A 12,113-nucleotide genomic window follows, 5' to 3' on the forward strand; every position below is an offset into this window, starting at 1 on the left:
TGCCATTTTGTTCTCTTCACAGAATCATGGGGCCATTGAGTCGACCGTTTTGAGCATGCCCTCCGATCCCTTCCGCAATGCCGGCGCGCCGGCTCCCGAGCTTCCGGCGCCGCGTCCCGGCGGCATCGCCGCGCGGGCGCGCGCCGCCATGGCGCCACCGGCAGCCGCCCCCGTGCCCTATCTCGACGGGCTCAATCCGGAGCAGCGGGCGGCGGTGGAAACCCTGGAGGGCCCGCTGCTGGTGCTGGCCGGTGCCGGCACCGGCAAGACCCGCGTGCTCACCACCCGCATCGCCCACATCCTGGCCACGGGCCGCGCCTATCCCTCGCAGATCCTGGCGGTGACCTTCACCAACAAGGCCGCGCGGGAGATGAAGGAGCGCATCGCCTCCATGGTGGGCGACCAGGTGGAAGGCATGCCCTGGCTCGGCACCTTCCATGCCATCGGCGTGCGGATCCTGCGGCGCCACCACGAGCTGGTGGGGCTGAAGAGCGGCTTCACCATTCTCGATACCGACGACCAGATCCGGCTGATGAAGCAGCAGCTGGCGGCGGAAGGCATCGACGAGAAGCGCTGGCCCGCCCGGCTGCTGGCCGCCACCATCGATGGCTGGAAGAACCGCGGCCTGTCCCCCAGGGACGTGCCCGCCGGCGAGGGCGCGGTGTTTGCCAATGGCAAGGGCGCGGCTCTTTACGCCGCCTACCAGGCCCGGCTGAAGGCGCTGAACGCGGTGGATTTCGGCGATCTGCTGTTGGAAGGCATCCGCCTGTTCCGCGAAAATCCCGATGTGCTCGCCGAATACCACCGCAAGTTCAAATATCTGCTGGTGGACGAGTACCAGGACACCAACGTCGCCCAATATCTGTGGCTGCGGCTTCTGGCCCAGGGCTCGCGCAACGTGTGCTGCGTGGGCGACGACGACCAGTCCATCTATGGCTGGCGCGGCGCCGAGGTGGACAACATCCTGCGCTTCGAGAGCGATTTTCCCGGCGCCACGGTGATCCGGCTGGAGCGCAACTATCGCTCCACCGGCCATATCCTGGCGGCGGCGTCCCACCTCATCGCCCACAACGAGGGGCGGCTCGGCAAGACCCTGTTCTCGGAAGGGGAGGATGGCGAGCGCGTCACCGTCACCGGCGCATGGGATTCCGGCGAGGAGGCCCGCGCCATCGGCGAGGAGATCGAGGCCCTGCAGCGGGCGGGCCATGCCCTCTCGCAGATCGCCATCCTGGTGCGCGCTTCGTTCCAGATGCGCGAGTTTGAAGACCGCTTCATCACGCTGGGGCTCAATTACAAGGTCATAGGCGGCCCGCGCTTCTATGAACGGGCGGAAATCCGCGATGCGCTGGCCTATCTGCGCTGCGTGAACTCCACCTCTGACGACCTCGCCTTCGAGCGCATCGTCAACGTGCCCAAGCGCGGCATTGGCGACGCCACCCTCAAGCAGATCCACGATGTCGCCCGCGCTGCCGGCGTGCCGCTGCAGGAGGCGGCCCGGGTGCTGACCGAGAGCGAGGAGCTGAAGCCCAAGGTGCGTGCCACCCTGCGCGGGCTGATGGAGGCGTTCGAACGCTGGCGCGAGCAGGCGCGCGTGTTGTCCCACACCGAGATGGCCGAGATCGTGCTCGACGAGAGCGGCTATACGGAGATGTGGCAGAAGGACCGCTCCGCCGAGGCTGCCGGCCGGCTGGAAAACCTGAAGGAGCTGGTGCGCTCCATGGAGCCGTTCGAGAATCTCGGCGGCTTCCTGGAGCACATCTCCCTTGTGATGGATACCGAGCAGGGCGCCGGCGAGGATGCGGTGCAGGTGATGACCCTGCATTCCGCCAAGGGCCTGGAGTTCGACACCGTCTTCCTCCCCGGCTGGGAGGAAGGCCTGTTCCCCCATCAGCGGGCCCTCGACGAGCAGGGCAAGGCGGGATTGGAGGAAGAGCGGCGGCTCGCTTATGTGGGCATCACCCGCGCGCGGGCCTCCGCCCGCATCTATTTCGCCTCCAACCGGCGCATTCACGGCCTGTGGAATTCCACGGTGCCGAGCCGCTTTCTGGACGAGTTGCCCGATGCCCATGTGCAGGTGGAGGAAAGCCGCGGCGGCTCCGGCTGGGGCGGCTCCAGCTATGGCGGCAGCTATGGGGCGAGCCGCTTCGACCGCGCCGGGGCGAGCCCCTTCTCGGGCTCGTCCTATGGCACCCCCGGCTGGCAGCGCGCCCAGAACCAGCGCAACGAGACGGAGGGCGGTTCTGGCGAGCGCAATGGCCGCTACAACGGGGGCCAGAACTGGGGGAGCGAGCGGCGTGGACCGAAGGTGATCGAGGGCACCCTGCTCGCCACCTCCACCACATCGAGCTCGGCCTTCACGACCGGCGAGCGGGTGTTCCACATCAAGTTCGGCTATGGCGAGGTGACCGGCATCGACGGCAACAAGCTCACCGTGCTGTTCGACAAGGCCGGCGAAAAGCGGGTGATCGAGACCTTCGTCGAGAAGGTTTAAGCCCCGCGCGCCGATGCTGTCGAAAAGGCGCGGAAGAGAGGCGCCGCCGCCGCGCGACAACTTGCGTTCACCGGGCGGAGATGGCTAGATCGACTTGGGCGTTGCAGCGGCAGCCACGCTCGCCTTGCAGCGCGACGCCCACCCGGTGGCGCGCACGAAATGGTTTTCCGCGCGCCCGGCTCGGCGGTGCCGCGGCCAGATGCGCAGCACCCATGCCTTTCGTCAACATCATGCTCCTGATCATCGGTCTGGTGCTTTACGTGGCCGCCATGCTGGGCCTGTTCCGCTGGCGGAACACCCTCGGCATTGGCACGTTCTTCTGCGCGCTCGGCAGCATCCATTTCATGGAGACCTATCTGGCGGCGAGCTTCTATGTCGCCCTGCCGCTGGGCGCCTCCCTCTCGCCGGGCTCGGTGGTGATGTTCTCGGGCAAGCTGGCGCTGCTGCTGCTGGTCTATATCCGCGAGGATGCGCAGGTGGCGCGCCAGCCCATTTATGGGCTGCTGTTCGGCAATCTCTTCCTCATCGCATTCGTCACGGTGCTGCGCCTGCACCGTGACGTGGGCGGACTGGCGGGTAGCGGCGAGCTCTCCTTTCTCGATCAGCTCGGTGGGCTGATGCTGTGGGGCACGGCGCTGCTGTTCCTCGACTGCATCGCCATGATCCTGCTTTACGAGCGCATCTCGCGGCCATTGCGACGCCTTCCGTTCCTGGCCATCTGGCTGACCCTGGCCTGTGTGCTCACCTTTGATCAGGCTGGCTTCTTCGCCATGCTGCATCTCGCCTTCGACGTGCCCTTCTCGGCGGGGATCGGCGGCTGGCTCGGCAAGCTGGCGGCGGCGGGATTGTGCGCGGCCATGCTGCTGTTCTACCTGGACCGGTTTGAGATGCGGGCTGACGGCCCGCCGCGCCGTCTGTCGGATGTTTTCGACATCCTGACGTATCGACAACGCTTCGAAGAGCTGACCCGCGCATCGCGCCGTGACCCACTGACCCAGTTGCTGCATCGCGGCCAACTGGAGCCGCTCGGCCGCGATCTCCTCGCGGTTTCGGCCACCACCAATCGACCGATGAGCCTGTTGCTCATCGACATCGACAATTTCAAGACGGTGAACGACCGCCACGGCCATCCGGTGGGAGACGCGGTGCTGCGCATCGTCGCCGACGCCATGACCGACGCCCTGCGCCAGTCCGATTATGTGGTGCGATATGGTGGCGACGAGTTCGTGGCATTCGCGCCCGGCGTCTCGCACCTGCAGGCCTTGCGCCTCGCCACCATGCTGCGGGAGCGGATCGCTCTGTTGTCCCTGCCCCCACATGTGGAGCCGCTCACCCTGTCCATTGGCGTCGCCACCGCCCCGCAGGATGCCGACACCATCAGCGGCCTGCTGACGGTGGCCGACCAGCGGCTCTATGCCTCCAAGGGCAGCGGACGCAACACGGTGACCGGCGCATTCGACTCCTGAGCGCGGCGTTCGGCCGGTTCGCATGCGTTTTTCATTGAAAGGGGAAAAGCCTCTCGGCTATGGAACCGCAACGGCGCCGGCATCCGTCGACGCGCCACATCATCAACGCTGCAGTCTCGCAGCGCTTTAGTCTCGCGCCGCCCTGCCGGGCCCGTGGCACCCGCCGCCGGCGGGCAGCCAGCACAACATATGGGCGGCCCCACCGGCGCATCGCTGCCGCGGGCCGCGTGATCCGGATATCGCTTCCATGCTCGAAGGCCTGCCTCCCAACGACGCCAGCCACGTGATGCGCGTCGCCGCCCCCCGCGCCTCCGCGCAGCGGATCGCCGATCTCATTTCAGAGACCTTCGATCCGGCCGAGGTGGCGGTGGCCAATTTCGAGCGCGGCGAAGACGACTGGGTGGTGGAGGTGTTCGCCGGCGAGGCGTTCGACGCCGATCGCCTGCGCGAATTGGTGGGCTTTGCCGCCGGCCCGGAGCTGGCCGCGGCCACCACCTTTTCAGCGGTGGAACAGAAGGACTGGGTGGCCGCCAGCCTGGAAGGACTGGCGCCGGTGAAGGTCGGCCCCTTCATGGTGCACGGGTCCCATGACCGCGGCCGGGTCCGGGGCAGCACCATCGGCATCGAGATCGAGGCGGCGCTGGCCTTCGGCACAGGGCACCATGGCACGACCCAGGGCTGCCTCGCCGCCATTGCCGATGTGGCCCGCCGGGCCTGCCCGGCGCGCGTGCTCGATATCGGCACCGGCACCGGGGTGCTGGCCATTGCGGCCGCCCGCCGCTTCCACACCCAGGTGGTGGCCAGCGATATCGACATCATCGCCGTGCGCACCGCCCGGGCCAATGCCCGTGCCAACCACGCGGGCACCGGCATCACCATGCTCCACGCCGCCGGCGCGGATGCCGCGTCCATCGCCGCGGGCGGTCCCTACGATCTGATCCTGGCGAATATTCTGTTGCCGCCGCTCAAGCGGCTGGCGCGGCCGCTGCGCAACCTGCTGGCCCCGGGCGGGCACATCGTGCTGTCGGGCCTGCTGGTGAGCCAGGTGCCGGCCGCCCTCGCCGCCTACCGCAGCCAGGGGCTTTATCTGGTCAAGCAGCGCCACATCGAAGGCTGGGCGACGCTGGAACTCTCCGCCGACGGCGCCGGCCGGCTCTGAAGCGGCGCCCGCGCGACGCCATCGCAGGCAACCGACGCCGGGTCGTAACCGATCCGGCGCGGGATCACATCGCCTGAAATATCCAAAGCATCAGCCCTCAGGCCAAAGCGCCCGCAGGGCCTGCCGCTGCGACTTGTGCTGCGACTTGCGCATGCGGCTTCGCACAGCCGCCACGTCGCGCCCGCAGTGCCGCACCGTGCGCGCCCGGACACCGTCCGCGCGCCACCCTGCGCACACCATTCCGAGCGCGCCTGCGCCAGGTGCCCTTCAGACCAGCGGACCCGCGGGACGGCCGGCCAGATAACGCGCCAGCTCCTTCTCAGCCTGCTCGGTCCGCGCGGCGATCACCGTGTCCAGCAGGCGCGCGAAGAAGCCCCGCGCCGGGCGGGCGTGGGCGGGCACACCCATGGCATGGGACGCCAAAAGGGTCTTTTCGGGATAGGTAGCAGCACTCATGGATGCCTCCTGTACCGGGCCATGTCGGCCGTGATGCGATGCAATATATGCTGCATTGCACCAGAAACGGAACAGATAGGTAAGCATAGCTGCCCTGCATTGCGCGCAATGAAGGCACGCCCCCGTGCCTCCGCCCGATGCAGAGTTCCACGAACCTTTGATTTTCGGAGATTGGCGGCGCATTGCCGAAAAAAACGGCGCCGTTGATGCGGGGGATACGCGCCCCCGCGTTCGGTGTCAATCCGGCGCGCCTCAGCAGCGCGCCATCATCGAGACCCGCCGCCCCACGCCATCTGGAGAGGGCAGCCCGGCATGGGCGGCCCGCATCATGGCGATGCGCTCCAGCACCTCGTCGGGAAACGGCGTGACCCGGCGCGACTTGAGGTCCACATGGACCGCGATCTGCTCGCAGGTGGCCGAGCTCCAGCCTTCGGAGGCATGGTGCAGGGTCTGGTAGAGATGGATGCGCTTCTCATCGTAATCCATCAGCCGCAAGGTCACCCGCACCGGGCTTTCGGGGGTGATCTCCCGCAGGTAGCGTACATGCGCCTCGGCGGTGAAGAAGGAGGCGCCACGCTGCTGCGCATATTGCTGGCCAAGGCCGAGCAGGGTCAGCGCCTCGCTCGCCGCATGGTCGAAGATGAGTTCATAATAGGCCATCTTCAGGTGGCCGTTATAGTCGATCCACGCCCGGTCCACCTGCATGGGAGACGAGACGAACGGGGCGAAGAAGACGGGTTCGAAGTCGATCAGGTCCAGCATGACACTCGTGCCCTGTCATGAGGAACGCGCACACCCGCCCCCGCGCGCGGGGCGGCGCGTTCACCGGTTGCCATTGAGGATCTTTTGGATCGGCCCTGCCGATCCCGTCGAGCGGTCCAAGGGGTCGGACGTGCTCTGTGCCTATTCACTGTGCCGCGAGATGCGGCATTCGTCACCACCGAAATGGATCGAAACTAGCCGCCGCGCCGAATCGGAAATAACACTGTCAAATTCAAAAGCATGGGAAACGGCCTTCTCATACCGTTTCGACACCCCTCCGAATCGCCAGACGCGTCCGGAGCGCGACAACAAAGTTAAGGAACAGTAAATGCTTCCCGCAGACGCGAAACCCGAGGCCCCCTCACGGAATCGTGTTATTTCCGCCACAGAGGAACTGAAAAGCGCGCTCGATCACAAGGTCGTGACAAACCCGACCGTTCGCGCGCAGCATGCCAATGTGACCACTTATCTGCCCAATGAACCGGCCGATCTGGTGGTGTTTGCGGAAAGCACGCAGGATGTGCAGACAGTGGTCCGCATCTGCGCGCGGCATGGCGTTCCGGTCATTCCCTGGGGTGCGGGCACCTCGCTGGAAGGCCATGTGAACGCGCCGCGCGGCGGCGTCTGTGTGGACCTGTCGCGCATGAACCGCATCCTGGCGGTGAACACCGCCGACCTCGATTGCGTCATCGAGCCGGGGGTCACGCGCAAGCGCCTCAATGAGGACCTGCGCGACCAGGGCCTGTTCTTCCCCATCGATCCCGGCGCCGATGCCTCCCTCGGCGGCATGGTCTCCACCCGCGCCTCGGGCACCAACGCGGTGCGCTACGGCACCATGAAGGACAATGTGCTGTCGCTGAAGGTGGTGACCGCCGACGGCGAGGTCGTCACCACCGCCACCCGTGCCCGCAAATCCTCCGCCGGCTATGATCTCACTCGCCTGTTCGTGGGCGCCGAGGGCACCCTCGGCATCATCACCGAGATCACCTTGAAGCTCTACGGCATCCCGGAGGCGATCTCCGCCGCCGTCTGCCCCTTCCCCAGCGTCGAGGCCGCCTGCGACACGGTCATCGCCACCATCCAGAACGGCATTCCGGTGGCCCGCATCGAGCTTCTGGACGAGGTGCAGGTGAAGGCCTCCAACGCCTATGCCAAGCTCGACCTGCAGGAGACCCCCACCCTGTTCCTGGAATTCCACGGCACCGAGGCAGGCGTGGCCGAGCAGGCCGAGCGGTTCGGGGCGCTGGCGGCGGAATTCGGCGGCGGCCCGGCCGCCTTCGCCCGCCATCCCGAGGATCGCAGCCGGCTGTGGCAGGCCCGGCATGATGCCTACTGGTCGGTCCTGCCCCTGCGCCCCGGCGCCAAGGCGGTGGCCACCGACGTCTGCGTGCCCATCTCGCGCCTGGCCGATTGCGTCATGGAAACCAAGCGCGACATCGAGGACATGGGGCTCATCGCACCCATCGTCGGCCATGTGGGCGACGGCAACTTCCACACCACCCTGATGGTGGACGTGGAGGACCCCGACGACCTCGCCAAGGCCAAGCACTATATGAGCAGGCTGGTGGAGCGGGCGCTGGCCATGGGCGGCACCTCGACCGGCGAGCACGGCGTGGGCCAGGGCAAGATGAAATATATGGAAGCCGAGCACGGCGCCCCGGCGCTGGCCGCCATGGCCGCCATCAAGCGGGCCCTCGACCCGCACAACATCATGAATCCGGGCAAGATCGTCGTCGTCTGATCGCAATCGCGCCCCATAGCTGAACACCCGTAGGGGCGGCCCGGACGGACCGCCGGCGGACTTTCCAGGAGACAGGCGTGCAGGGCATCCTCATCAGCCTCGCCACAGTGGTGACCCTCGCCATCGTCAGCGCCTTCGCGGCACCGCTGGTGGTGGACTGGAACGCCTGGCGCGGCCCGTTCGAGCGCGAGATCGCCCGCACCCTGGGCATTCCAGTGGTGATCCGCGGCGCCATCGATGCCGAACTGCTCCCGGCCCCCCGCCTGACCCTGCACGACGTGACCCTGGGCGATGTGGTCTCCACCGGTGGCACGGTGCGGGAATTCGAGGCCGAGCTCTCCCTCGGCGGGCTGCTGCGCGGCCAGGTGGAGGCCACCGGCCTCACCCTGGTCAATCCCCGCATGCGGTTGGTGCTCGACAGCAACGGCCGGGTGGTGGTGCCCACCGGCGCCGGCGGCGGCAGCGATGTGGCCATCGCCCGGCTGGAGGTGCGCGACGGTACCCTGGACCTGCTGGACCGCGCCTCGGACCGCACCCTCACCCTCACCGACATGGATCTCAAGGGCGAGGCCAAGTCCCTGTCCGGTCCCTTCCGCCTCGACGGCGAGGTGGAGGCGGATGGCGCCCGTTTCAATCTGCGCTCGACCCTTGCCAAGCTCGACGACAAGGGCGAAGGCCGCCTGCGGCTGATCCTCGACGGGCGCAACCGTCCCTATACGGTGGATCTCGACGGCGCCTTCGGCACCGCCGATGCCCTGCCCCGTTTCGACGGCCGCGCCAGCCTCACCCGCAAGGGCGCCGGCGGGCTCGAATCCTGGCAGTTGGCGGGCCACGTGAAGGCCTCCACCGAGCAGGTGCTGGCCGACAATTTCGCCCTCGCCCTCGGCGGCGATGCCACCCCGGCCCAGCTCAGCGGCTCCGCCCGCCTCACCCTGGGCCGCGCGGTGGCGCTCGATGCGGTGTTGAACGCCCGCAGCCTGGATCTCGACACCCTCGCGGCCACCGCTGGCGCGGAGGGCGGCAAGCCGGCGGTGATCCGGCCGGCCGAGGTGCTGCACCGCAGCCTGGCGGTGCTGGCGGGGCTGCCGGCGCCGGACATGGCCTCGCGGCTGGGCCTCTCCATCGAGCAATTGGTGCTCGGTGGCACGGTGGTGCGCGATGTGCGCCTGGATCTCAGTGGCGGGCAAAGCGGCTGGCGGGTGGACACCGCCGAGGCGCAACTGCCGGGCAAGGCCGCACTGCGCGCGTCCGGGGCCCCCACCAGCGCCCCCAGTGGCGGCGGCTTCAGCGGCGAGATGGCGCTGAGCGCCGAGGATCCGGCCGATTTCCTGCGCTGGGCCGCTCCCGAAGCCCCGCGCGAGCTGGCGAGCGTCCTGAAGGGGCCCGCCCGCATCGAAACCAGGCTGCAGCTGGCGCCGCAGCGCATCGCCCTCGACGGGCTCGATGCGCATTTCGATCGCAGCCGGCTGCAGGGCAGCCTCGCGGCGGCGCTGCCGCCCAACGCAGGCCCCAAGCTCGACCTCAACCTCGCCATGACCGGCTTCGCCATCGACCCCATGGTGGCGGCGCTGCAGCAGGCGGCCACCGCCGTGGGCGGCGGCGCCGACGCCACGCTGGTGCTGGACGGGCGCGACCTCACCCTGGCCGAGCAGCCGCTGCGCCATCTCACGCTGGAGGCCAGCGCCACCGGTGGCAACTGGCGGGTGAAGCGGGTGGTGCTGGAGGATCTCGGCGGCATCCACCTGGAAGGGGCGGGTTGGATGGAGAATTTCTCCACCACGCCCCGCGGCGAGTTCAACCTGGTGGTGAACGGCGGCAAGGCGGATGGCCTGGTGCCGGTGGCCCGTTTGGTGGCCGGGCCACGCACCGCCGACGTGATCGCCAAGCTCACCCCGGTGGGGGCCCCGGTGAAGCTCTCCACCAGCGTGGTCTGGCGCGAGGCCGGCGGCCGCAGCATCACCAGCGATGGCAGCCTGGGCCTGCTGTCCGGTCGCATCGCCTTCACCCGCACCAGCGAGGGGGTGCCGCTGGCCATCGCCCTCTCCGCGGACAGCCCGGACACGGCCAGGGTGCTGGGCGCCCTTGGCCTCGAAGGGCTCAATCCCAAGCTCGGCGCCGGCCACCTGGACTTCAACCTCGACCCCTTCACCGCCGACGACGGCCAGTTGCGGCTGCAGCTCGCCACCAGTGCCCTCACCATCGCCGGCGAGGGCCAGGCGCGCATCGTCAACGGGCAGTTGGTGCCCGATCTGAAGCTGCGTGCCGATGGGCCGGACCTGGGCCGGGTGCTGCCGCAGGTGGCGGCCGCCGCCGACAACGCGCCGATGCCGACGGCGCTCGCCTTCTCCCTCGGCCGGTCCGGCAATGCCTGGCGGTTCGCCGGCCTGCAGGGATCGGTGGGGGGTGCGCCCCTCAGCGGCGCGCTGGAGCTGGAACCGGGGGCGGTGCCACGGCTCACCGGCCAGCTCGCCCTCGACCGCGTGTCCGTCCCGGCCCTGGCGAGCCTGTTTGCCGCGCGGACGGCCAGCGACAGCACCGGAACCTGGAGCAATGCCCGCCTGCTGCCGGCGGCCGTGAGCGGCGTCGCCCTCGGCATCGACATCACCGCCCCCCGCCTCGAGCTCATCGGCCCGCTGGCGTTGAGCGAGGGACGCCTGCGCCTCGGCAGCGATGGCACCGGCGTGGATCTGCACGACATCTCCGGCGGCTTCGGCGGCGGGCAGGTGGCGGCCACCCTCCGGGTGCGGCGTCAGAATGACGTGGCCCAGGCGGAAGGCCGGCTGAGCCTGGACAAGGTGCAGAACGCGGCGCTGGCCGCCCTGGCCGGGGCGCGCAACGCGCCGGCCGGCACCACCAGCCTCGCCGTCGATCTCGGCGGCAGCGGCCGCAGCGTGCTGCAGCTGGTGCAGAATCTCTCCGGCCAAGGCACCATCAGCGGGCGCGACCTGCAAATCGCGGCCGCCGATCCCGCCGCGCTGCGCACGGTTCTGGCCGAAACCGCCGCTCTGCCCACGCCACCCGATGAACGGCAGACCAGCCAGTTGTTCGATCGCGCCCTGGCCCGCGGCCCGCTACTGCTGCCCACGGCCGAGTCCACCTTCAGCGTGGTGAACGGCCTCGCCAAGCTCTCGCCGACGCGGATCACCCTCGGCGACGTGCGCCTGGGCCTGTCCGGCAGCCTTGACCTTCCCCGCCTGCTGGCGGAGGCGAGCATCGACTTCGAGACCGAGGGCGGCCCCGGGCCCGCCGCCAGCGGGACCCTGGGCTGGAGCGGGCCCATCGCCGGACCGGAGCGGCGGATCCGGGCCACCGGCCTCACCAGCGCCATCGCCATGCGGGCCATCGAGCGCGAAACCCAGCGCCTGGAGCAGCAGCGCGCACCGGCGGCCACGCCGACCCCGGCGGCGGTCCCGGCGGCGCCTCGGATCGTTCCGCCCGTCGCCGCGCCCACGGCCTTGCCGCCGGTCGTGGCTCCCGCGCCGGCACCGGCCACCGCGCCGCAAGCTGCGCGTCCATCGGCCCGCGATCCCAGGCTCATCGAGCGGCGGGAGATTCCGGCCCCGACGATTCCCGCCCCGAGCTTTGGCACATCCACGGGCACGCTCGCGCCCAGCGCCGGCGGCGGCACCGCGCCATCGGCGCAGACCCGTCCTCCCGAGCCGCGACAGGACCAGCCCCCGGCCGCACCGCCGGCGACGGCACAACAGCCGGCCACGCCGCCGCGGGCCGCCCTGCCGCGCGTCCCTGCGGCCACCGCCGCACCGGCAGCGGCGCCCGAGACCCCGCGGGCGTCACGGCCGGACACGAGGCGGGACCCGCAAGCGGAAACCGCCAGCCGCGCCGCGCCACCGGCCGAAGTCCGTCGCCCGGCGCCGGCCACCACGCGGCGCCCGCCTGAACGGCTGCCCGCTTATGTGGTTCCCCCACCGCTGCCGCTGGAGCCCACCTTGCCGCCCACCCGTGGCTTCGGCGAAGTGCCGCGCCCGCCGGGACTGGTGGGAGACTGACCGCCGCATCGTGAGCGGTCACGATGCGGGA

The 12,113-nt window shown here is 69.5% G+C and carries 7 protein-coding genes; 5 read left to right on the forward strand and 2 right to left on the reverse strand.

Features of this window, described 5'->3' with window-relative positions; genetic code table 11:
• Nucleotides 1-55 precede the first annotated feature (55 nt).
• The 3 genes from MEU52_RS02885 to MEU52_RS02895 all read left to right on the forward strand — a co-directional run bounded on the left by MEU52_RS02885 (nt 56) and on the right by MEU52_RS02895 (nt 5,116).
• Nucleotides 56-2,491 (forward strand): ATP-dependent helicase, encoded by a 2,436-nt coding sequence (locus tag MEU52_RS02885; RefSeq protein ID WP_238120252.1) that lies wholly within the window; start codon nt 56-58, stop codon nt 2,489-2,491.
• A 212-nt stretch (nt 2,492-2,703) separates the two neighbouring features.
• Complete coding sequence (locus MEU52_RS02890) at nt 2,704-3,957, forward strand: GGDEF domain-containing protein (RefSeq protein ID WP_238120251.1); 1,254 nt, start codon at nt 2,704-2,706, stop codon at nt 3,955-3,957.
• 247 nt (nt 3,958-4,204) lie between these two features.
• On the forward strand, nt 4,205-5,116 hold the full coding sequence (locus tag MEU52_RS02895; RefSeq protein WP_238120250.1) for a 50S ribosomal protein L11 methyltransferase: 912 nt from the start codon (nt 4,205-4,207) through the stop codon (nt 5,114-5,116).
• A 267-nt stretch (nt 5,117-5,383) separates the two neighbouring features.
• Here MEU52_RS02895 and MEU52_RS02900 read toward each other — a convergent pair whose 3' ends face one another.
• Both MEU52_RS02900 and MEU52_RS02905 read right to left on the reverse strand, forming a co-directional pair.
• A complete protein-coding gene (locus MEU52_RS02900; RefSeq protein WP_238120248.1) occupies nt 5,384-5,572 on the reverse strand; it encodes a hypothetical protein in 189 nt (62 codons plus the stop codon).
• Between the two features lie 252 nt (nt 5,573-5,824).
• The gene (locus tag MEU52_RS02905; RefSeq protein ID WP_238120247.1) at nt 5,825-6,334 is read right to left on the reverse strand and encodes a thioesterase family protein; all 510 of its coding nucleotides are present in this window, start codon (nt 6,332-6,334) and stop codon (nt 5,825-5,827) included.
• A gap of 328 nt (nt 6,335-6,662) precedes the next feature.
• On the opposite strand from MEU52_RS02905, the gene MEU52_RS02910 reads away from it, so the two are divergent.
• Both MEU52_RS02910 and MEU52_RS21920 read left to right on the forward strand, forming a co-directional pair.
• Nucleotides 6,663-8,075 carry an FAD-binding oxidoreductase gene (locus tag MEU52_RS02910; protein WP_238120245.1) on the forward strand — a complete coding sequence of 471 codons (1,413 nt, stop codon included), beginning with the start codon at nt 6,663-6,665 and terminating at the stop codon, nt 8,073-8,075.
• 77 nt (nt 8,076-8,152) lie between these two features.
• Nucleotides 8,153-12,082, forward strand: a complete 3,930-nt coding sequence (locus MEU52_RS21920) for an AsmA family protein (protein WP_238120244.1) — start codon at nt 8,153-8,155, stop codon at nt 12,080-12,082.
• Nucleotides 12,083-12,113: the final 31 nt, after the last annotated feature.

The organism is Xanthobacter sp. NM-25, from assembly GCF_022138605.1.
Lineage (GTDB): Bacteria > Pseudomonadota > Alphaproteobacteria > Rhizobiales > Xanthobacteraceae > Xanthobacter.

What these genes read in the sequence shown, in the direction of transcription:
- MEU52_RS02885 (WP_238120252.1), top strand. Translation starts at nt 56, where the DNA reads ATGCCCTCCGATCCCTTCCGCAATGCCGGCGCGCCGGCTCCCGAGCTT.
- MEU52_RS02890 (WP_238120251.1), top strand. Translation starts at nt 2,704, where the DNA reads ATGCCTTTCGTCAACATCATGCTCCTGATCATCGGTCTGGTGCTTTAC.
- MEU52_RS02895 (WP_238120250.1), top strand. Translation starts at nt 4,205, where the DNA reads ATGCTCGAAGGCCTGCCTCCCAACGACGCCAGCCACGTGATGCGCGTC.
- MEU52_RS02900 (WP_238120248.1), bottom strand. Translation starts at nt 5,572, where the DNA reads ATGAGTGCTGCTACCTATCCCGAAAAGACCCTTTTGGCGTCCCATGCC.
- MEU52_RS02905 (WP_238120247.1), bottom strand. Translation starts at nt 6,334, where the DNA reads ATGCTGGACCTGATCGACTTCGAACCCGTCTTCTTCGCCCCGTTCGTC.
- MEU52_RS02910 (WP_238120245.1), top strand. Translation starts at nt 6,663, where the DNA reads ATGCTTCCCGCAGACGCGAAACCCGAGGCCCCCTCACGGAATCGTGTT.